The organism is Dyadobacter sp. HNCC25DJ187, assembly GCF_056895255.1.
In genome coordinates this window covers 2,457,937-2,481,350 of record NZ_JBXHAT010000002.1, presented here as the reverse complement: position 1 = coordinate 2,481,350, position 23,414 = coordinate 2,457,937, and the positions used below count along the sequence as shown (strand labels likewise).

The window sequence follows — 23,414 nt, the reverse complement described above, 5'->3', positions numbered from 1 at the left end:
ACCATCTCAAAAGGATGGTCTTTTTTGTGTGCTTAATGTTCACCTCTTCCCCGGCTGGGCTACGTCGTGTGCAATATATAGTGGTTCTCGATTGAGCGGGTGACTGTATTGAAGGATTTGAAACCCGGATTGTCTGATCTTTTCATGCCACTTAGCGAGTCTGGTTAGCCCGTATATTTATAGTTGTACTGGCGGAAATATTACTGAGCTCTAAGGCCAGGTCGTATGCTTTCTTGAAGTCCGGAAAACGGTTGGGGACGCCTAGTCAAATAACAGTTGAGCCCTTTCTCTTTAGCTATCCCTCCAAGTATTGGGCAATTTTTACAATATATGCCTAGCCCGTGCCAATAATTCTTCCATGGTATCGCCATTAGTCGGTATTTCCGGCTGATATTACAATCTGGGATACTTTTGCCTGCTTGATAGCGTCGTTCTCTACATCCAGGGTTTCTTAGCGGTGTTTGATGTGGATTTCTTTCAAGGCTTCAATCGCTAACCTTTGGACGGGAAAACCATCAGTGACTCGTATAGCCTTGGAAAACGTCATCTGGCTATCGTAGTCATGCTACCGGCCATGTGCAAGGTGATCCGCGTCGGCGGTCTGATTAGTTACTTTCTTACGTAGCGATTCGGAGGGGACGAATGACTTCAACAACTGTTTCAGCCTTAGTTCCAGCCACAATGGTATACTTCATGGCCCACTTTGTTGGTAAGTATTGTATAAAGTTCACCACGGGAAAGGCTGGTTTCGTCTATTGATAGATGTGGTCCCAAATTTTCAGGATATAGAAGCCTTTTTTTGCGTGCCCTTGCTGGTCCCAGTCTTTGAACCCGCCCGAAAATCATTGTAATGATCTAACGAATCTTTGCCATTGACGCCATAGAAACGGCCGATACGCTAAACATCATTAGCCTTGGTCTCTACCAAGCTCTTTCGGCTAGCTTTCCGGTAAAAAAGCGGAACACTCACTCTTTATCCGCGTTCCTTCCGCTACTTCAGGCCAGTACCTGTGCATTACATTGTCTAGTACGGCTCGCTGAGCCATTAAGCCATTTATGGCGTTTGATATGAATGAATACTCTGTGGCTTCGAATTGGAAAATCTTGTAACGTAATGTTGGGATGGGATCGCCGATGCGAATAACCTTTAGAGAATAAGTCTGCTTTTCTTGGATCGTTTTCTGGATAATTCGTCTCTTCCAATAAACATGATAACGTTTCCCTGACTTCTCAATATGAGTCAGTAAGTAATTCTCAGTTAAACTCTGGTAAGATTTAACCCAATAAGCGGCAACAAACTCTCCAAGACAGCTATGTTTGATTAAAAACATAAATTCAGATAAATGCTATGCGCTCCACAATCGTTTGATTTTCATCAAGCGTTGAACTACACGAATGACGCTGGAAAACATGGGAATTTTTGCATTTTTTGATATAATCTGAAAAGCAAAAATGCCCGTAAATCATTGATTTACAGGCATTTTTTTGATTTTAAAAACTTCTAAATGGGAGGGAGACGGGTCTCGAACCCGCGACCTCTAGAACCACAATCTAGCGCTCTAACCGACTGAGCTACAACCTCCGTTTTGAAACTTAGTTTCGGAGTACAAAAGTATGAAAAGATTTGAAGCTTGCAAGCAGATTTCTCTTTTTTTTACAAACTTCAAATCTTTTTATATGCCATTAGAATTTATTTGCTTGCAACAAACAGAGCGTCAGCTGCTTTCCAATCTACAACATTCCAGTAAGCATCGATATAATCCGGACGTTTGTTTTGATATTTCAGGTAGTAGGCATGCTCCCAAACATCCAAACCGATGATCGGCGTACCTTTCACTTCAGCAACATCCATTAAGGGGTTGTCCTGATTTGGAGACGAAGTAATAGCAACACCACCGTCTGTAGCAATTAACCAAGCCCAACCTGATCCGAAGCGGCCAGTTGCTGCTTTTTTAAATTCGTCTTTGAAGGCTGAGAATGAGCCAAATTTGGCCTCGATTGCTTTAGCCAGTTCTCCTGTTGGTTCTCCACCGCCGCTGGCAGAAAGAGACTTCCAGAAAAACGAGTGATTCCAATGTCCTCCTCCGTTATTGCGTACCGGCGCAGGCGCTTTACTGATATTTGCCAATATATCTTCTATGCTTTTGCCTTCAAGCTCTGTACCGGCAATTGCAGCATTCAAATTCGTAACGTAAGCCTGGTGGTGGCGGTCATGATGTATTTCCATTGTCAATGCATCAAAATGCGGTTCCAGTGCATTGTTTGCATAAGGTAGTGGATCAAGTGTAAATGCCATTTTAATTTGAGTTTATGGTTAACGAATGTATTAATGCTGTTTTGGTAACAGTAGAATACTGCTTTATGTTCTTAAAGTTTTAAAAAACTTAAGAAGCAGATCTTTTGACTCATCTGCTAAAATACCTGTAATGAGCTCCGTACGTGGATGTAAAATTTTTGTGCCTAGCCTTGAAAACCCTCTTTTTTCATCCGTTGCACCTATAACTATTCTTTTCATCTGAGTCCAATACAAAGCGCCGGCACACATTACACATGGTTCCAAGGTTACATACAAGGTACAGTCATTTAGGTACTTGGCTCCCAAATAGTCAGATGCAGCCGTGATGGCCAGCATCTCTGCATGTGCTGTTACGTCTTTTAGTTTCTCTGTCTGATTATATCCTTTTCCTATGATCCTTTCGCCGATTATCACCACTGCACCAACAGGAATCTCACCTTCATCGTAAGCCCTTTGCGCGAGGCGGAAAGCTTCTGACATAAAATACTTATCTGCAATTTCAGCTTCTATATTCATGTTGAAATATTCATTAAAATGAAACGGGATATTTGTTGCTCTTCAACAAATATCCCGTCTATATTAAAACCTTAATAACTAAGTATAATTAAGGTTTCATTACTCTGTTTACAGAACGACGATTGCCATTTTCTACTTGTATCAGATAGAGCCCTGATGCATATTTACTGAATTCCAATGTGGTTGTTTTGCTCCGGATAGGTTGGGTGAATATACTTCTTCCATTCAAATCGAGGATCTTTATATTCGCATCTTTTGACCATGTATCTGTTGTCAATTCAACTATGCAATCGGGGTTGGCAACGGTCGGATAAACCTTCAGCCAGGTGGTGCCTGTTGGTTCGAGACCTAAAATTGGATCTACCTGAACACGTGCAGAACCTGCTCCTTTACCAATACCACAACTGTTGGTTGATGAACTGATCGTGTAGGTAGTGGTAGTTTTCGGAGAAACAAGGAAAGAGTATGAACTTGTTGCCGCAGTAATCACTGAATCTTTTGTGCCGTTAGAAAGGGTGAACGACCATGGCGCTTTACCTGTAATATCCACTTTTAAAGTCGCAGGGGAACCCAAAAGTACAGTTTGTGTTCCGGTTATGGTTGCAATTGGCAGGGGAGTCGCGGTAATACCTATAGCATTTACCGTTCCTTTTGTGTCAAAAGAAGCATTGCTGCCGGAATTAATTACCCTCACGAAATAGAATCCTCCCTTGGTCGTATCAGGGAATGTAGCTGTGATATTATTCGCAGTTGCTACCGACGGAATACTGTAAAATTTAGCATCCAGATTTTCCTGAGCTATTTGTATCTTAAAAGTATTGCCCGCAGGGAAATCGCCTGATTGCTGGAACGGAACTGTAAAGGTCTTACCTGCACAAGCTTCTGCTACAGACGGACTGCCTGTAATGATTGTTGGTATTCTCACAGTAACTTGGGCACTACCTATTGGCGTACCTCTTCCGCATGAGTTGGAAACATCGGTTACAAAATAGGTAGTAGTTGTAGCTGGTGTTACCGGAACAGAAGCAGTAGCCTGACTGGACGAACCTGTCTTTCCGTCAGAAAGCACATATTGCCATGGTCCGTCAGCGGTGAAGTTGAGCGTTAGGTTAGCTGTCTGTCCGCGATCTATCTGGACATTACCGGAAATAGTTGCAGACGGCTTTGCTTTGATATGTATTTTAATCTCCTCTTTAGGACTTTCGCAATTGTTAGTACCTGTTTGAGTTACCCAGAAAGAATAGTCTTCTACTTTTTCCGTAAATGGAGTGTATGGATAGCCTTGCCATTCAGTATCATTGAACTGGCGATACCATTTCAGAACACTTCCTGTAGCGTCAAGTATTGGAGCTGTAACTCCCTGACAGTACTCAAGATATGTTTTGGTAGTCGGTTTTGGAGTTGTATTTATTTTTACATCAATGTTAGCTCTTTCGCCTTGGCAACCTTCAAGAGTTTGTGCTACGTAGTAAGAAGTAGTTCCGCCAACTGCTGTTGAAGGAATCGGTGCTGTTGAAGAAGCTGTTCCACCTGTAGCATTGGTACCATACCAGTTAAGTGTTGCTGTTGTAACGGGCGTTGCCGATAAAGCGACTGCAGGAATGAACTGACAATACTCAATCAGAGCAGCCGAAACAGTTGGTTTAGCAGGAAGACCTTTTACTCTTAGTTTATAACTAACTCTTGCAGGGCTTTCACAACCCGTAGCTGTTGTTTTTTGTACAGCGTAAACAGTTGTCTCACCCGAATTCTTTAGATTTAAAGTAGGAAGAGCAGTGGCTGTTCCGGTTGCGGCGCTGTACCACACAATCGTATTTCCTGTGGCTGCTGCGGGAGATGCCGTAAATGTAAATGTCTTGTCTTCCTTTTCCTGGCAAAGAGCTTCAGAGAAAGCCGTCAGTGTTGCAGGTAATGCATTTGTAACCACATCCAGCTTAGCGCGTGGGCTTTCGCAAGTTAATGTGGTTCCAGTGTAGCCAGCGGTTTGACTCACATAGTAAGAAACGGTTCCCACTGTAGCTGTAGCAGGTACAGGAGTTGTCGTAAGAGCAGTTCCACCTAAAGCCGCAGCATACCATTTAAGAGCAGTTCCTGTTGCGGTCAATGCAGTTGTGTTGGGCTCTTCTTTACAGAATGCAAGAGGAGTAACGGTTGGAGCAGCAGGAAGTGCTTTTACCTCGATGGAAACAGTACCTCGCGTTGCACTTTCACATGCGTTTACAGTTTGAGTTACGTAGTAATTTTTTACGCCAGCTGTTGAGGTCGATACGGCTGCCGGCGTAGCTGTAGCACTTCCACCTGTGGAACCGGTATACCAGGATAATCCAGTTTTTGGAGTTACCGCACTCAGAATTACACTGGCGTCTATAGTTTGGTTAGGGTCAAGACAAACAGGTGCCAATGCTGTAATAGCAGGTGTTGCTGGTCTTGCTTTTATTCTTACATCAATTCTTGCACGCTCACTTTCACATCCGTTCAGTGTCTGACTTACGTAGAAAACCTGACTTCCAGGAGTAGTGGTAACAGGAATCGGAGAAATTGTTGCAGGTCCTGTTGCACCTGAATACCAAATCAGCCGAGTGCCTGTAGCGGTCAATGCTGTCGCAGTTTCGCCAACGCAATACTCAACGGGATCTACACTCACTACCGGCATAACTGTTTTATTTACGGTAATAATTACTTCTTTTTTTGCACTTTCACATTTACCTGCTTCTGTTTGGGTCACATAGTAGGTTGTGGATGTTGTGGTACTCACATTTACATTTGGAATTGGCGCAGATGTTAAAGCACTTTGTGCAGCATTATACCATTTGATCGCAGTACCAGTGGCAGCTAAAGCAGTGGCTGGAGTAGTGCTTGCGCAGTAAGATGTTGGAGAAGTAACTATTGGAGCAGCCGAAAGTACACACGCAGAAACCGTAACAGTTATCATGGCTCTTGGACTTTCACACCCACCTACTGTCTGCGAAACGTAATAGGTCTGTACGCCAGCTGCTGTGGTAGTTGGAACAGGAGCTGCAGTTAATGGAGTCGCTATTGTAGCATTTGCATACCATTTCAATGTGGTTCCTGTGGCAGTTAGTGCCGTAGCGGCATCACCCACAGTATAACTTACCGCAGCAACAATAGGCGCAGCCGGCGGTGTACATGCAGAAACCGTAACCGTAATTACAGCTCTTGGACTTTCACATCCGCCTACTGTTTGCGAAACGTAATAGGTCTGTACGCCAGCTGCTGTGGTAGTTGGAACAGGAGCAGCAGTTAATGGAGTCGCTATTGTAGCATTTGCATACCATTTCAATGCGGTTCCTGTAGCCGTCAGTGCTGTAGCGGCATCACCCACAGTATAACTTACTGCAGCAACAGTAGGAGCAGGTGGCGGTGTACACGCAGAAACCGTAACCGTGATCATAGCTCTTGGACTTTCACATCCACCTACTGTTTGCGAAACGTAGTAAGTCTGTACTCCGGTAGCTGTAGTGGTTGGTACAGGAGCTGCGGCTAATGCAGTCGCTATTGTAGCATTAGCATACCATTTCAATGCGGTTCCTGTGGCAGTTAGTGCCGTAGCGGCATCACCCACAGTATAGCTCACCGCAGCAACAGTCGGTGCTGGTGGCGGTGTACATGCAGCAACCGTAACCGTGATCATAGTTCTTGGACTTTCACATCCACCTACTGTTTGCGAAACGTAAAAGGTCTGTACGCCAGCTGCTGTGGTAGTTGGAACAGGAGCTGCAGTTAATGGAGTCGCTATTGTAGCATTAGCATACCATTTTAATGCGGTTCCTGTAGCCGTCAGTGCCGTAGCGGCATCACCTACAGTATAACTTACCGCAACGGCAGTCGGTGCTAGTGGCGGTGTACACGCAGAAACCGTAACCGTAACAGTTACTTTAGCACTTTCGCATCCGCCAACTGTTTGGGACACTTTATAAGTTTGAGCACCGGCAGTTGTAGTGGTAGGAACAGGTGCGCTTGTTAATAAATTATCAGATGAATTATACCAATTTAGTGTAGAGCCCGTCACGCCTGTCGCATTAAGTGCTGTAGCAACATCACCAATAGTATAATTAACCGAGGTTGTCGTGGTCGGCACTGCCGGGGCTGTACAAGCTGCTACAGTTACATTAATACTAGCTTTAGGACCTTCACACCCCGCCACAGTCTGGCTCACTTTATAAGTTTGGGTGCCGGCAGTGGCCGTTGATGGAGTCGGTGCACCTGGCAAAGGACTATCGGATGAATTGTACCAGTTTAAAGTAGACCCGGTTGTACCCGTCGCAACCAACGCAGCTGATGTTGCGCCAGTAACATAACTTGGTGGGGTCGTTATTGTCGGTGCCGCAGGAACAGATTTTACGGCAAGTTGGGTACTCTCTGTACCTGTAATCAGCGGTATTGTGGGAGCCGCTGTTAAAACAGAAACAACACGAATTTTATAAGCTGCACCAGCGGCCGCTTCACTCGGAATTACTGCGGTAATAGGTGACGCTGTGCCTGTTCCGATGTTTGTGGGTGAAGCAAATGAACCTGTAGCATTGGACAATTGTACAACAAAACTATTGACGGGAAGAACGGTCCCATTAAATGTAAAAGCAACAGAAACACTCTCACCCGGGCAAACTGATTCAGGAGTGACAGTTCCTGTGGTGATACTTGTTTGCGCAAATGCTGAAGCGGCTGCAAGAAGCGTAATGATGCAAGCAAAAAATCCTTTTTTAATAAATGTTCTTTTCATGTATCCGTCTAATATCTATTACTTTATACTGTCCAGCAATGTGCTTGCAGTTTGACATAATCAACTGGTAAAGTTAGAGATATTTTCTAATACATTCTCACCATTTTAGTGAAGAACAGATTTCCTTTCGGTCAGAGAGGCGTATACTACATCATGAATTTTTCTACGAATTCTCTGCGTAGTGATTGCGTTATTTTCTGCATCAGGATTGACTCTGTTCGAAAGAAATATAAACAGAAGATCTTCATCCGGATCTACCCAAACCATAGTGCCTGTGAAGCCGGTATGTCCAAATGAATTAACAGATGCCATAGGCGAGACATAGGAACTGTTGCCATCTGCAGGCGCTTTATCCCAACCAAGTCCACGGTGGCGGGATGCGTCGTACATGCGCGAAAACAACGGCACTGTTTCCGATTGAAAGTATTTTCGTCCGGCATAACTCCCTTTCCATAAGTTCATCTGCATCAATACGGCAAGATCTCTTGCGGTACCGAACAAACCGGCATGGCCGGACACCCCTCCGACCTCGGCAGCCATCTGATCATGGACTGTCCCCTGCAGAAGTTGCCCACGATAGCGATAGTCCAGTTCGGTAGGAGCAATTTGTTTTTCAGAAAAACGACGGAGTGGATTAAAGCCTAAATAAGATAGCCCAAGTGGTTCATAAATATGAGCAGAAACAAAAATGTCAAGTGGTTGGCCGCTTACTTTCTCCACAATTTTCTGAAGTGTCATAAAACCAAGATCGCTATATAGGTATCCATATTTACCAACACCTTCTTTCTTATTGTTCATCGGAGATTTTACGACCCATTTCCAAACGGAATCGCGCAATGCACCTTTCGCAAATAGTTTCGGAGCCACCTGAAGATAGTAACTGCTATCGGCTTTGGAACTGTAATACTGAGGTAAAAGGCCGCCTCCGTTGGTTTTAGTTCTGTCCCATAATGAAGGATAAAAAGAAATCATTCCGGAGCGATGCAACAGCAAATCCCGTACAGTAAAATTCTCCTTATCGGTAGCTAGTAATTCAGGGAGATAATGCGACGCTCTTTCATCCAGATTGATCTGTTTTCTGTCGTAAAGGAGCATAATGGATTGTAACGTCGCTGATACTTTTGTCAGAGAGGCCAGATCGTAGATGGTCTGCTCGTTCACACGATCAGGGAAGCGATAATTCAATCCACCAAATTGTTTATCGTATACGATTTTCCCTTTGCGGGCTACCAAAACCTGGCATCCCGGAAATATCTTATTTTGAACGGAAGAGGTAGCAATGGCATCTATCCGGCTGAGTAAGGAGGCATCCATGCCTACACTTTCCGGGGTGCCAAATGAGATTCTATTCAAAGAGGTAGTAGAAACACCAGTGCCAACTTTGTAATTCAGTACTGAAACCGGTAAACGTCCCTGTGACGAAAGTGCACCAAAGAGGATCTGCGGAACGATTTCCTGTTGCTCTTTTCCATCCTGATTAGTACAGATCAACACATCGGTATCAGGAAAAAAACGGATACTGTAAGGTGAACCGAACAGGCAGAGTACGATCTTCTTACCTTGCTCTTTCAGTTTGGTTACGAAATTGACAGTTTCCGTGGTTACGCCGTAAAATCTTTTCGGATTGGATGATATACCATGTACGTCCACAATCACCGTTTCATAGGGTTGCAGGTAAGTCAGCATTTCGTTAATCTGACCTTCTGTCGGCGATTCGTAAAAATTATACGAGCGCATAGGTTTGTAAGTCGATAGCATCTTCTGAAATGCGCTGCTGGTTCCTTCCCCTACACTTACCGAAGCAATTTTGTTATCACCCAATGTTCCGAAAGGAATCAGGTTATTATCATTTTTAACAACTGTAACAGCTGCTTCGCAAAGTTCCCGGTACAGCATTTTGCTGTTTTCTCCATTCAGGTCAGCATACAAATTATTTATATCGATAGGCTGATACTTGCTCAGTCCCGACCAATATTTAGCCTGAAGGATTCTTTTTACCTTATCATCAATAATTTTTTCACTAATAATACGCTGAGCAATGGCATCTTTAATTTTCGTTATCGTTTCCGCCACATTTTCAGGGTAAAGCAATACATCGTTTCCAGCTACAAGTGCCTTCATATTTACCTCTGCCGCTTTTCCGGTTTTAAGCACACCACGCATGTTCATGGCATCTGTAAAAACAAGTCCACGGAATCCCAAATCCTTACGTAAAAGCCCGTTGATCACTTTTTCTGATAGTGAACTTGCAAGTTGAGGCGTGCTATCCAGTACCGGAACGTGCAAATGCCCGCTTAAAACGCCCATCAGGCTATCCGCGATCATGCTTCTATACGGATACAAATCGGTTTCCGTTAACTGTTCCATGGTATGGGTGAGTACCGGTAACGTAAAATGGGAGTCTGCGTCCGTATCTCCATGACCAGGAAAGTGTTTGGCTGTAGCAATTACTTTGTTGTGTTGCAAACCTTTCATGTAGGCGATAGCCTTACGTGTTACATTTTCACGATCTTCACCGAATGACCGTATACCAATCACCGGATTATTAGGGTTGTTGTTGATATCTGATACAGGAGCAAAATTGATATGAATGCCCATTCTACGGCACTGCCTGGCTATATCTGCACCCATTTGGTATATAAGATCATCATTTTGGATAGAACCTAATACCATTTGTTTGGGAAATGAAATGGTACTATCGAGACGCATACCAAGACCCCATTCTCCGTCAATGCCGATGAAAAGTGGCACTTTGGCGTGTGACTGGTAACGATTGGTCAGGGTTGCCTGACTGACAGGCCCTCCCTGGAAAAAAATCAGTCCGCCGATGCGGTAATCAGAAACCAGTTTATCTATATAACGGTAATGAGACTCGTCTCTGTTGGAGAAAGTAGCAATCATGAATAGCTGCCCGATCTTCTCCTCCAGTGTCATAGATTTCAGAGTACTGTCGACCCACTCATTTTCTGGTAAAACGAGTACAGGAGATGTTCTTTTTTTTATGTTTTTTACTGCTGCAGGTTTAGTTTCAGGTGAGGCAACTATAGCAATTTCTGTGCGTGTGCTCATCATTTTCCACGCAACCGCAACCACTGAACTCAACACAACCAATAAAACGACGCCCACGACAACCCGGATACGGTTGACAAACCAAATCTTCATAATAGTAACACTGACTTTAAAGAGGTAACAACATCCAATCTTTCAACATCTTATGCCTTTTGCATCAAACATTACAATAATAACAGTAATGGCGTTAAATAAATGCAATAATTTTATGTTTTAAGGCAATTCTAATATGATTTTGTTAATGGGTGTTAATACGTGAAAATGGAGAAAAAGTTACTAAGCACTGGTAAGTTTCCTAAAAATATCTTCCAAAGACTCTCCTGATTGCCGTAATGTTTCCAGTGAGCTGTCACTCACAACTTTACCTTTGTTGATAATGATCACTCTGTCGCATAAAGCTTCCACTTCCTGCATAATGTGGGTCGAAAAAAGGACTGTCTTGTTACTGCCTGCGGTCCTGATCAGTTCACGGATTTCAAGGATCTGGTTAGGATCCAACCCAGTGGTGGGTTCGTCAAGAATCAGGACTTCCGGATCATGCAGAAATGACTGGGCAAGGCCGACACGTTGACGGTAACCTTTCGAAAGTTGTCCTATTTTTTTATGTTGCTCAATTTCCAGCCCGCACATAGCGATTACCTCACCAACACGGTTTTTTAAAGTCGTACCCTTGATGTTGTACAGCTTCCCGGAGAACTGGAGAAATTCTTTCACATACATATCCAGATAAAGTGGGTTATGCTCAGGAAGATATCCAATCGCTCTTCTGGCGGGCATAGGATGTACTAATACATCGAAACCGGATACGGTGGCACTCCCTGATGTGGGCTTCAGATATCCGGTAAGAATCTTCATGGTTGTTGATTTTCCCGCTCCATTTGGGCCGAGAAAACCAACAATTTCTCCCGGTTTCAAATTGAAGGAAATATTGTCAATGGCACGCTGTGTACCGTATATTTTGGAAAGGTTTGTAACCTGAATTGACATGAAGTAAGTAGATAGATTCTGTGTTGATGTAACAGCATACGCTCCACTGTTACATTTAAACTTTCAAAAATAACTTATTTCTGTATAGAAGGTACATAAATGCCCATTGCACACCGATAAATGTAAGGACTTCACCTACAGCAGCAACAGGCTCAGGAAATAAATGTAATACGCCTCCAAAAAGCGCATGAGCAGTATATCCGAAATTGATGTATTCTCCAACCATATATATTACGATTGAGTTCATGCCGATCACTACGAAAAAGAAAGTCCACTTACGGAAGTGCAAAACATCAATCACCCAGTAGAATAAAGCCAGCAGCAATGCGCTGAACCCGCCTGCACACAATACGAACGAGCTCGTCCATAAGTTTTTGTTAATCGGGAAGAATACATCCCAAACCAGGCAGAGGAGCAAACTAGCAACACCGGCAAATGTGAGGTATATTACTTTGTTATTCGCAGAAATTTTCTCCTCACTGGTACGAAGCAGTTCACCGGCAAAAATCCCCATCAGGCCCGTCGCTATTGCCGGAATGGTGGATATCAGTCCTTCCGGATCATGAATGGTTTTGTGAAGATGTCCTGGAATCAGTAATCTGTCGAAGTAGCTGGCCGGATTACATTCCATCGTTAATAAACCAGCTCCGCAGCCGGGTACCGGGAACAGCATCATAAATGCATAATAGCCAATCAATAAAGCTCCAAACCATATCCAGCGTGCTTTCTTATTGGTATACAGATAAATGATCTGTGCAAACATGCCTGCCAAACCTATACGTCCCAGCACACTTGGGTAACGCATATTTTCCCAAGCTGTATGGAATATGCCGTTATTATAAATGATACCTAATAGGACGAGCACAATCCCCCGCTGAATTACCTTACGGATCAGTTCCGAAGGTGGCACTCCTTTTTCCAGTCGGCTCCCCAGCGAGAACGGAGTTGAAACCCCGGCCATAAACAGGAATGTTGGAAAAATAAGATCGTAAGCCCGGAACCCGTGCCAGTCGGGATGTGTAAACTGATGCGCCAGAAAAATAGCCCATGACCAGCCCGTCACTTTGGCAAGCACTGCAAAGATTTCTTCGCCTCCGGCTATCCAGAACATGTCAAAACCACGTAGCGTATCCAAAGATAGGAGCCTTTGCGAAGCAGATTTTTCTTTCATTGTAAGTGATAAGGGTATGGAGAAATAAAATTTGGGCTAAATGGATTTTTGTAAAATTATCGCGCAATACAAGTACCGGAAAGTTTTAAAGAAATACTATCCGGCGCATGGGACAAAATTACATTTATTTGAATAAACATATATTTCTGTAGCTAAATGAAAATTCAGAAGTGATGTTTCAGGTCAGATATATACTAAGTCTGGCCGCTTTCGTTATTAGCCTCGAATTAACTCACCCAAATATGTATTACCCATGAAAAAGATTTTGATGCTGTCTCTGATCATCTCGGCACTTTGGGTATCAGGCTGTGCCACATCTAATACTGCATCTTCCCGTGACGATTCGGAACGTTACGAAGAGCCTGTTGCAAATACCAAACTGAATAATAAGAGGCTTGAAAAGAATCTCACGAAGTTCAGAGATGAGTTAAATCTTTCTAATCGCCAGGAAAAGCAGTTAAGAAAGATAGATAAACGATATGCCCGTCTGGATCGCCGTCTTTCCCGTAAGGAGAATTCAAAAAAGCGTGATCACCGTGCACTCGCTGAGCAAAAACGGCAAGACATGCTGGAAGTACTCACTAACGAGCAGCAACAAAAACTGGAAGCACTTGTAAAAAAAGGACGTTTCAGCTTTGACCAATGGTTTGGAAGGTAACTCAGTCTTGTGATAACAAAAGAGGTTTCGTTGCATAACGAAACCTCTGTCATATTCGGTAATCTGATTTTATTTCAATCCTTCGATCCATGCCTCTACAGAGGGTCCGGTGATATCGAAAAGAAGTCCGGGCAAGATTCCCAATAACAAGGCAAGAAAAGCCAATGGCAACAACATACTGATTTCTCTTGTATTCAGATCTGTTAACATATGGTTCTGGTTTTCATCTTTATACCAAAAAGAACCAAAGAACATACGTTGATATGTCCACAAGAAATATGCAGCGGCCAGTACAATTCCCAAAGTAGATAATGCGGGAATCAGCACATGCATATTATCAGACTGAAAGGCTCCCATTAATGTAAATAACTCTCCCACAAAACCTGAAAAACCGGGAAGGCCGAGGGATGCGAAAAATGCAATCCCTGTCAGAATGGTGTAGCGTGGCATTACAATGATCAGCCCTCGGTAGTGATTGATCATCCGGTCGTGCGTCCGATCATAAAGTACCCCTGCCAAAAGGAAAAGCATGGCCGAAAGTATACCATGACTCACCATCTGATAAATAGCACCATTGATACCTTCAGCAGTAAACGCAGCAATTCCCAACAATACGAAGCCCATGTGAGATACGGATGAATAGGCAATCATTTTCTTGAGGTCACTCTGTCCAAGCGCGTTGAAACCACCATACACAATAGAAATCATACCGAGTATGGCTAAAGGGACGGTGCTATACTGAGCTTCTAAGGGGAAGAATCCGTCTACAATACGGATAAAACCGTAACCACCAATTTTTAGCAGAATTCCAGCCAGTACAACCGAAATTGGGGTGGGAGCCTCAACGTGAGCATCCGGCAGCCAGGTGTGAACAGGCACAACAGGGAGTTTGACGGCAAATCCAATAAAGAGGAACCAGAAAACAAGAAGGCGAACCGGTATATCCAGAATATAAAATCCTGAAAGTGCATTCAGTAATGAACCGGGTATATAGTTGCCTGTGTCGGCCAGGTATTCAAAACGAAAGGTGTGAACAAGTTGTTCCGGCGCGATCCGGCCGTCGGCCAGCCATTGCTGTACCTGTAATATGATATCCTGCGCGGGCAGATCTTCGAGCTGTAGCAATCCTATTGCCCTGGCTGTTTCTACCGGATCTATAGCGGAAAGATACAGGGCGATCATGGCGATCAGAATGAGCAATGAGCCGAAGAAGGTGTATATGAAAAATTTCAATGCTGCATATTCCCGTCTGGGACCACCCCATAATCCGATGAGGAAATACATGGGGAGTAGCATGAACTCAAAGAAAAGGTAGAACAGGAAGAAATCCTGTGCCAGAAAACAACCTATCACGCTGCCCGTAAGTAACAGATATAGTGAGAAATAGGCTTTAGCACGTTTTTCGATATTCCATGAACTGATGAGCCCTACGAATAGTACTACAACGGCAAGGAGAATAAGTGGGAAGCTGATTCCATCTATAGCAATGGCATAGTCAATTGAAACGATACCCAGTGAGCCTATTGGCAACGTAATCCAGTCTACCTGTTCGGATAGCTGAAAGCCTGGCTGATCCTGAATGAAAAGGGCATACATCGTTACTGTTGCCAGAATTTCGAGGCCAAGCGTGATCAGTGCGATGAGCCTGGGTGTGCCGGCCTGCTTGTCGGGAAAGGCCGCAACAGCAATGGCACCAAGAAAAGGGATAGCAATCAGTAGTGTTAATATATGATCGATCATTATCAGCGTTAGGCAAAAGTTCGCTTTTCAGGGCGTATAGGTTGCCGGTTTTAAATGTTAAACCTAATTACAATTTCTTTAAAAATTAACCAACCACATAATCAGCAAAAGCACGCCTGTAATGGTTACTACAAAATAAGACTGAATTTTTCCGTTTTGTAAATTCCGCACAGACTGGCCGGCGGAACGAATGGAAAACACAGTTAGCCTGACACCTCCGTCCAAAATATTTTTGTCACCCCAGCCAAGTAAATGTGCCAGTACTACATTCCATTTTGCAAAACCATCGACAAGAGCATTTACAATCCGCTTCTCTATCTTTCCTGACAGGTCTGCTATCCAGGCAAACGGAGCGAGGAAATAAAAATCATTGGAATATGCACGCAGCAATGAGAATCCTGGCTGCACAGCTTCTTTTGAATAAATCCGGAACGGGTCGCCAGCTTTAGTCTCCCGATAAGCAAATGCTATTGATATCAGTGTCACGATCGTCGCGGCTACAGGTACCCAGCCAATATGAGTCGAATGTTCAACACCAAGAAACGACATGAACCAGCCTGTGGTGGCATCAAAAGGATTGAACGAGAACCATGTGAATATGGAAAGCGCTGAAAGCAACATCATGGGTATAGACATTATTGCCGGAGATTCATGTGGATGCACATGTGCCGAAGCGTTGTATCTTTTTTTACCAAAGAAAACAAGCCATAATTGACGTGTCATGTAAAATGCGGTAAGTCCGGCAGAGAACATGATCACAATCGGAAATATATATCCTAATGCACTAAACTTTGAAGCCCATATAAATCCTTCGGTGATAATAGCATCTTTGGAAAGGAAACCGGAAAAGAAAGGTAGCCCTGCCAAAGCAGAAGAGCAAATCACAAAACAAATGAATGTGATAGGCAAAGCCTTACGCAGACCGCCCATATTACGCATATCCTGTGGGTCGAAGTGCGGATCATCCTGAACAGGTGTAATCGCATGTATAACGGAACCAGCTGAAAGGAACAATCCTGCTTTGAAAAAGGCATGCGTTGTAAGATGGAAAAAAGCCGTTTGCCAGCTACCCAATCCTACTGCCATGACCATTAAGCCTAATTGTGACATGGTAGAGTAAGCCAATACCCGTTTGATATCCCAGACACTTGTTGCCTTCACGGCTCCGATCAGCATGGTGATCATACCAATGGAGGTAATAACAAGCCGTGCATCAAATGTGAGTAAAAATGAAATTCTTGCCAGAAGAAAGATACCGGCGGCTACCATAGTAGCAGCGTGAATAAGTGCCGAAACCGGAGTAGGCCCTTCCATAGCATCAGGCAGCCAGCCTGATAGCGGAAACTGCGCCGATTTACCTACACATCCTCCGAATAAACACAAGCCAATGGCAGTCAGTGCATTAGGCTGTAAAGTATCAAAGGAGATGGAAAGCACCTCAAAGTCGGTAGAACCAATATAGTAGAATAGCATTAAAATACCTGTCAGGAAGGCTGCATCGCCGATCCGATTTAAAACGAAGGCTTTCTGAGCTGCCCAAACCGGGCGTGGTTTTTCATACCAGAATCCGATGAGCAGATATGAGCAAAGGCCAACCAGTTCCCAGAATATATACATCACCAACAGATTGCCGGAGAGAATAATCCCGATCATCGAAAACAGAAACAGCTGGATAAAAGCAAAGTACCGATGTAGGTTTTTCTCATGATGCAGATAGGAAACAGAGTAGAGTTGTACCAAAAAAGCTACGAAGTGAACAACTGCGAGCATGATGCAAGTCAGATTGTCGAACCGAAGCGATAATTCTACCGGGAAAGAACCTATAACCATCCACTCGAATCGGACCGTATGTAATACATCAGGTTGAGCGTATAGAAGCGAAAGCGTAAAACCTGCTGCAGTAAGTGCGGCTCCAGCAAAGCCTGCCACTTTATTCAGGCTTCTGCCTCCCAGCCACAGTGCAAAGAATGCCAGAAAAGGCAAGCCCAGAAGCAAGACAGCAGGTAAAGTATACGCAGGTTCGGGCATGGGTCAAAATTTGTTAATAGACAAATATCCTGAATTCGTAACCGAATTCAAATTCAGCTAAATTTCACTTTCCACTTCCACGGCTTTGTCGTTACCATGGATAACTTTTAATATTTCTTTCAGGTCGTATGTCGACCGATTGTAAGTATTACCAAGTACGATGATCACCGCATCATCTTCAGGAGATACCCACAGCATCGTATTGTAACCTTTCCACCAACCACCATGGTAAATAAACTGTGGTGTATTATCTTCTTTGGTATGCATACGAAAACCGTAGCCGTAGTTTCTTATACCGGCACGTTCGAAACTTCTTGGTTTGAAAGCCTCATCCAGCAGTTTTTTATCGAGCAATAATCCTTTGCTCAGGCCATTGTAGAAACGATAAATATCAGCAGTGGTAGAGTACAGACCCTTATCGCCGACGACATTGTCATAATAATCTTTTTCAAGCTGGCGACCATACTGATGTCCTACTGTACGATTTTTTACTGCTGCGGCAGTCGTGTCCGTCACAAGAAATGTTTCAAGCATGCCCAGAGGAGCAAATACCTGGTTGAAAAGATATTCTCCAAAAGGCCCACCTGTTACTTTTTCAACGATTCCGGCAAGTACACAATAATTTGTATTGCAATAATTAAAAGATCGCCCTGGTCTGTTGTAAGGTGTGGGAGTGGGAACTACCTTTCCGTACCAGTCGATTACTTCCAGGTTGGAGGGGTATTTTTTGCCGTGTCTGATGCTGTCAGGAAAAGAATAGATATAATTGGGAAGACCACTTCTGTGGCTAAGTAACATGTCGATCTTGACACCATGATACGGAAATTCAGGAAAAAAACGCTGAACAGAATCATCCAGACTTACTCTTCCTTCCTGAATTAATTTCAGAATGGCAATTGCTGTGAATGGTTTTGATAATGAAGCCAGCTGGAATCTGGAATGGCTGGTTAGTGTATCTTTTTGTTTAAGATGCGCAAAGCCAAATGAGTTCTGGTATAAGATCTTTCCTTTCTGAACGATGAGTACGTTGCCGTTAAAACCGGCATTTCTTTTCCTTCTGAAAATATCAGTGATCTCAGAAATTTTCTTTGCGGTTTCGGCATCAGGATTTTTGATCACTTCGGGATCCAGTTTTGCCGCGACAGCTTTACTGATTTCCTCGACTTCTTCTTTGGTATGTCCCCTTCTGATCAGTCCCCAGGATACTACAAAAATCACTAACACGGCAATGATCGCCACCCACACTTTCGGCTGCACTTTTCTCAACATAGGCTTTAAGCCATTAAATTTTCCCAACGTTCGACCCTTACTTGTAATTTCTAAGAAATACCTACTTAAAATTATTACAAATTAAGCTATCAAAACCTTACGGAACTAATACTTTTGCTTGTTGTTTTTTGTCATTTAGAATGAGTGTCAGAACATATAATCCTGCGGAGAGAGGTTTCAGAGGTGAGATGTAGAGCGTTGTTGTTTCAACAGAAATTTTTTCAAATTCGATTTGCCTGCCGTTCATATCCATCAGCTGAATTTCCACTTTGCCAAAGAAATAACCTTTGATCCGGATGGTTCCGTATGTGACAGGATTGGGAGATACCTGCCACTCAGCGTTGGGTGAATCAACATAGATATCTCTGATAACTGAATATGTGTAACTACCATCCAGATCAATCATTTTTAAACGATAATAACTTGCATTTGGTAGTGGGATCTCGTCTGTGAAAGTATATTGCGTTCTGCCACGGGTTGTTCCCGATGCATCAACAGTTCCTATTGATTTGAAAAAATAGAGGTCGGCGCCTCTTTCAATCTCAAAATGCCTACTATGTTTTTCCCAGCTTGTTTCCCATTTAAGTGTTACCTGCTTTTCATGCAGGCGAGCTACGAATGAAGTAAGTGAAACAGGCAGTACGATATTATGGACTGTGGTGTTGATTACAATCTGATCAAAGTACATCACGCCCAGGTACGTATTTGCATTGGCTCCATACAACCGAAAGGTTACGCCGTTTGAAAGATTGGTGAGCCCCATCGGAACGGAAACATTATAAAATGTACCATCAGCAGAAAGATTGAATGAATTTAAATCGGAAACAAATCCATCCAGAGAACTCCTGAGTGATATGCTTTTCGGACCATCAGGAGAACGCCGCACTCTGAAAGATACGGAGTTGAGGTCGTATTCGTAGGTGCTGACAGCAAAAGAAAATTCGAGATACTTTGGAACACCTGTTGTGTGCCAATAGGTAGTTCCATACGCATAATCACCACCACCGAGTGAGTAATACCGGACTGTTGGTAATCCGTGTTGATTTGCTCCGGTTAAAGCTGCGTTGGCAGGCGAGAAGTTGCTGCTTGACGAGCTGCCTGCCAGCGTCATGTTCATTCCCCATACGATCTGAAATGACTGGCTTTTAACATGAAACGAAAAAAACAGGATCGTTGATAAAATGATCACGATCCTGTTTTTAAGTTGATGATAGTGTGTGTCCATCGTGTATGCTTTTAACTCAGTAAAAACCTTACAACCTATACACTATCTTATACGCGGTTATGCAATGGAAGTAACCGGCTTTATGTTAAAATTCAGCACTTTTTGGATAACGAGGGAATGGGATCACATCGCGGATGTTGGTCATACCCGTAACGAAGAGTACAAGTCTTTCAAATCCTAGCCCGAAACCAGAATGTGGAGCCGTTCCGAACTTACGCGTTTCGAGATACCACCAGATTGTTTCAGGATCAATCCCTACTTCATTTACACGTTCCAGCAATTTTTCGTAATTATCTTCACGTTGACTTCCTCCAATGATTTCGCCGATTCCCGGGAAAAGTACGTCCATAGCACGTACCGTTTTGCCATCGTCATCCAGTTTCATGTAGAATGACTTGATCTCACGCGGATAGTTGGTCAAGATCACTGGCTTTTTGAAATGCTTCTCTACCAGATAGCGTTCATGTTCGCTGGAAAGGTCAATGCCCCAGCCCACAGGGTACTGAAATTTCTTCTCTTTATGTGGTTTAGACTGAAGCAGGATTTCGATCGCTTCGGTGTATGTAAGTCTTTCGAATGGATTGTCGATCACAAAACGCAGTTTTTCCAGTAATGGAATAGAGCGCTCATTTTGAGGTTTGTTTTTATCTTCTTCGGCCAGGCGGTTCTGCAGGAAGTTAAGGTCATCCTGACAATTTTCCAGCGCGTAGGTAATCACCGTTTTCACAAAATCCTCGGCCAGATCCATGTTGTCCTGCAGTTCAAAAAACGCCATTTCAGGCTCAATCATCCAGAACTCAGCCAAGTGACGCGTTGTATTGGAGTTCTCAGCACGGAACGTCGGTCCAAATGTATAGATCTTAGAAAGTGCCAATGCACCCAGTTCTCCTTCGAGCTGTCCCGAAACAGTGAGGTTCGCCTCACGTCCAAAGAAATCTTCTTTGTAGTTAATTTTTCCTTCGTCTGTTCTTGGTGGTTTGTCTAGATCCAGGGTGGTTACTTTAAACATCTCTCCGGCACCTTCTGCATCCGAAGCGGTTATAATAGGTGTGTGGAGGTAAAAGAAACCTTTGTCGTGAAAATATTTATTGATTGCAAATGCCAGATTGTGGCGAACGCGAAGGATAGCACTGAATGTATTGGTGCGTGGACGAAGGTGCGCAATTTCGCGCAAAAATTCCAGAGAGTGTTTCTTGGGTTGTAAAGGATATACATCAGCATCCGCTGTTCCATATACATGCAAATCCTCAATCTGGACTTCCGCATTCTGGCCCGCTCCCATAGATTCTACCAGCTTACCGGTAATTTTAAGGCAGGAACCTGTTGTTACTGTAAGCAGCAATTCAGGTGTAAATTGGCCTGGTTGCGCAACAGCCTGTATATTATTAATGGTTGATCCGTCATTCAACGCTATGAAAATAGCATTTTTACTTTCACGTTTTGTTCTTACCCAACCTTTAAGAGTAACGGATTGTGATTCCGGTGCTTGCAGCAATAAATCTTTGATCTGTAACGGTCCCATTGTTTATTAAGTTGTATTGACATATTAACCTGTCAGTTGCTTTTAAACAGCACTGTATCAGTATATTGTTAACATGTGATTAGATATCGGGCAAAAATACAAATTCATCCCTGAAAAATATCGGGAAACCTGAACTAACTTTTCTACGTTTGTATCTCAGTGAAATGTTTGTCGAATGACTATTTTCGCTGTCAACAACAGATAAAGTCGTTTTCATTTTGATTAACCGCATCGCCATATTCCTCTCAGTAGTTTTTCATCCACTGATTATCACTACTTATCTTTTTGCATTACTATTCCTGACCGCTCCCGATCTGGTGGGCGTAAGTGCGCTTGAGTTACCTGCAATTGGCAGTCTTTTGCTACTTATTTTCCTGAACACATTTATAGCACCTGCGGTCATTATCTATTATTTTCATCGGTTCGGACTGGTGAGTTCGCTGCATGTGGACAACCTGCGTGAAAGAAGGTTACCCTATCTGGTTACCATCATCATTTACGGCTTTGCTACTTATTTGTTTGGATGGCAGTTGCAGCCCATCGGCGAACTTGCTCCTCAAATTTCTATAATATTGGCGGGAGTGACCTTGTCGCTTGTTTTTGTGGCTATCATTAGTCTGTTCTGGAAGGTCAGCGCACATGCTACCGGTATCGGTGGTGCATTGGGAATGATCGCCGCTTTTCTGATGCGGTTTGATGAAAGCTCACTTTTCATACCACTTTTGCTGGCAATTGTAACAGGTGGTTTCCTGGCCAGCGCCCGTTTGTATCTCAATGCCCACACACCTGCGCAGATTGTTGCTGGTGTATTAGGGGGACTTGCAATCGGAACGGGGACGGTATATCTTTTCATGTAATTTGGATATCGGATATTAACAGGTAAGGGCTACATTAGTGATCGAAATTAAATAGGATGACTATGTATCAGTTTATTATTTCCGACACAACGGACGGTGTTGCGCGTCTCACGCTTAACCGACCTGAAGTGTACCATGCGCTCCACCCTGAATTATTACAGGAATTACTGCGTGCTGTAGAGGCTGCTGCCGAGGATACATCCGTACGTGTATTATTGCTCACAGCTACTGGTAATAAAGCATTTTGTTCCGGTGCAGATTTGACTTCAACAATGCAGTCCGGCAAAAGCGCAGGGGAGTTGCTTCGTGCGTATTACAATCCGGTTGTCATGGCGCTCAGGAATATTCCCAAACCGGTGATCTGTCGTTTGAATGGACTGGCTGCCGGAGCGGGTGCCTCTCTTGCTTTAGCTTGTGATGTGGTAATCGCGCAGGAGTCGTCTTATCTAAGCCAGATGTTTGTCAAAATAGGGTTGATGCCTGATGCCGGTGCTACGTTTTTGCTCCCAAGGCTGATTGGTGCTGCCAAAGCATTTGACATTGCCGCTACAGGCAGGAATGTGTACGCACCGGAAGCCGAACAAATCGGACTTATTACACGTTCAGTACCAGAAGCTGAACTCGATGAAACTGTGGAACAAATCATTGGCTATTATCGCCATGCTCCGACACAATCCATTGCTGCGATTAAACAGGCATTCAATCAGACTTATCAGTCGGATCTTATAACGATGCTTGAACTGGAAGCTTCAGGTCAGGATAAATTAAGCAAAACCAGCGATGCAGCAGAAGGAATACAATCTTTTATACAGAAAAGAAAGCCTGATTTTCAAGGTATTTAGTGTTGCTCTGAAAAATATTTTTGCCCGACTATTGATAGTTTAAATTTTATATATACCTTTGCAGTCCAATTAAGAATGTCGGTTTCGTAGCCGCAGCGGCAGACCGTTCAATTGGATAGAGCACCAGCTGCGGATTAAATAAGAAGGTTTCGTAGCTCAATTGGATAGAGCACCTGACTACGGATCAGGAGGTTTGGGGTTCGAATCCCTACGAGACCACTTAAAGTTAAAGCATCTGAGCAATCAGATGCTTTTTTGTTTTACTTGCTTTGATTAGGATCAAATCCGGATCAGCAAGTTTGGGCAGGTGGCCCGTGCCGTTTGAATCCCTAAGAGACTACTGAATTCAATACTAAAAGCATTAAAATACCTGTGAATCATTGATTTGCAGGCTTTTTTCCCGTTTGTCGATTTTTGTCAAAATACACATTTTGGATGAAGCAATAAAGTAGATAATTATTGATTGGCATTCTGAATCAATATCGTTACCATC

The 23,414-nt window shown here is 43.5% G+C and carries 14 protein-coding genes and 2 tRNA genes; 4 read left to right on the top strand and 12 right to left on the bottom strand.

The genetic code is table 11. From position 1 onward, the window contains the following. Positions 1-1,507: 1,507 nt before the first annotated feature. From AC1XUE_RS21205 to AC1XUE_RS21175, 7 genes are all read right to left on the bottom strand, one after another. Positions 1,508-1,583: transfer RNA gene (locus AC1XUE_RS21205), tRNA-His, on the bottom strand. A 107-nt stretch (positions 1,584-1,690) separates the two neighbouring features. Then, on the bottom strand, positions 1,691-2,296 hold the full coding sequence (locus AC1XUE_RS21200) for a superoxide dismutase (protein WP_483357984.1): 606 nt from the start codon (positions 2,294-2,296) through the stop codon (positions 1,691-1,693). A 63-nt stretch (positions 2,297-2,359) separates the two neighbouring features. Beyond that, positions 2,360-2,812, bottom strand: a complete 453-nt coding sequence (locus tag AC1XUE_RS21195; RefSeq protein ID WP_483357983.1) for a nucleoside deaminase — start codon at positions 2,810-2,812, stop codon at positions 2,360-2,362. Between the two features lie 88 nt (positions 2,813-2,900). Continuing rightward, entirely contained in the window at positions 2,901-7,553 is a 4,653-nt protein-coding gene (locus AC1XUE_RS21190) for an Ig-like domain-containing protein (RefSeq protein WP_483357982.1), read from the bottom strand. 105 nt (positions 7,554-7,658) lie between these two features. After that, positions 7,659-10,715, bottom strand: coding sequence for a serine hydrolase domain-containing protein (locus tag AC1XUE_RS21185; protein WP_483357981.1), 3,057 nt, complete (start codon positions 10,713-10,715; stop codon positions 7,659-7,661). 183 nt (positions 10,716-10,898) lie between these two features. Beyond that, positions 10,899-11,609 carry an ATP-binding cassette domain-containing protein gene (locus tag AC1XUE_RS21180; protein WP_483357980.1) on the bottom strand — a complete coding sequence of 237 codons (711 nt, stop codon included), beginning with the start codon at positions 11,607-11,609 and terminating at the stop codon, positions 10,899-10,901. 55 nt (positions 11,610-11,664) lie between these two features. Then, complete coding sequence (locus AC1XUE_RS21175; protein WP_483357979.1) at positions 11,665-12,780, bottom strand: acyltransferase family protein; 1,116 nt, start codon at positions 12,778-12,780, stop codon at positions 11,665-11,667. Between the two features lie 253 nt (positions 12,781-13,033). On the opposite strand from AC1XUE_RS21175, the gene AC1XUE_RS21170 reads away from it, so the two are divergent. Beyond that, the gene (locus AC1XUE_RS21170; RefSeq protein WP_483357978.1) at positions 13,034-13,438 is read left to right on the top strand and encodes a hypothetical protein; all 405 of its coding nucleotides are present in this window, start codon (positions 13,034-13,036) and stop codon (positions 13,436-13,438) included. A gap of 69 nt (positions 13,439-13,507) precedes the next feature. Here the strand turns inward: AC1XUE_RS21170 and AC1XUE_RS21165 are convergent, their stop codons facing one another. The 5 genes from AC1XUE_RS21165 to asnS form a co-directional block, all read right to left on the bottom strand. Continuing rightward, positions 13,508-15,178 (bottom strand): complex I subunit 4 family protein, encoded by a 1,671-nt coding sequence (locus tag AC1XUE_RS21165; protein WP_483357977.1) that lies wholly within the window; start codon positions 15,176-15,178, stop codon positions 13,508-13,510. 78 nt (positions 15,179-15,256) lie between these two features. Beyond that, on the bottom strand, positions 15,257-17,206 hold the full coding sequence (nuoL, locus tag AC1XUE_RS21160) for an NADH-quinone oxidoreductase subunit L (RefSeq protein WP_483357976.1): 1,950 nt from the start codon (positions 17,204-17,206) through the stop codon (positions 15,257-15,259). A gap of 57 nt (positions 17,207-17,263) precedes the next feature. Next, entirely contained in the window at positions 17,264-18,475 is a 1,212-nt protein-coding gene (locus AC1XUE_RS21155; RefSeq protein WP_483357975.1) for a serine hydrolase domain-containing protein, read from the bottom strand. Between the two features lie 97 nt (positions 18,476-18,572). Continuing rightward, positions 18,573-19,700: a T9SS type A sorting domain-containing protein gene (locus tag AC1XUE_RS21150; protein WP_483357974.1), complete on the bottom strand. Its 1,128-nt coding sequence runs from the start codon at positions 19,698-19,700 to the stop codon at positions 18,573-18,575. 85 nt (positions 19,701-19,785) lie between these two features. Continuing rightward, on the bottom strand, positions 19,786-21,222 hold the full coding sequence (asnS, locus tag AC1XUE_RS21145; protein WP_483357973.1) for an asparagine--tRNA ligase: 1,437 nt from the start codon (positions 21,220-21,222) through the stop codon (positions 19,786-19,788). Between the two features lie 218 nt (positions 21,223-21,440). Between asnS and AC1XUE_RS21140 the strand changes: the two genes are divergently transcribed. The 3 genes from AC1XUE_RS21140 (at position 21,441) to AC1XUE_RS21130 (ending at position 23,140) form a co-directional block, all read left to right on the top strand. Further along, entirely contained in the window at positions 21,441-22,079 is a 639-nt protein-coding gene (locus tag AC1XUE_RS21140) for a hypothetical protein (protein ID WP_483357972.1), read from the top strand. Between the two features lie 62 nt (positions 22,080-22,141). Further along, a complete protein-coding gene (locus AC1XUE_RS21135) occupies positions 22,142-22,921 on the top strand; it encodes an enoyl-CoA hydratase/isomerase family protein (RefSeq protein WP_483357971.1) in 780 nt (259 codons plus the stop codon). Between the two features lie 145 nt (positions 22,922-23,066). Then, a tRNA-Arg gene (locus AC1XUE_RS21130) sits at positions 23,067-23,140 on the top strand. The last annotated feature ends 274 nt before the right edge of the window (positions 23,141-23,414 follow it).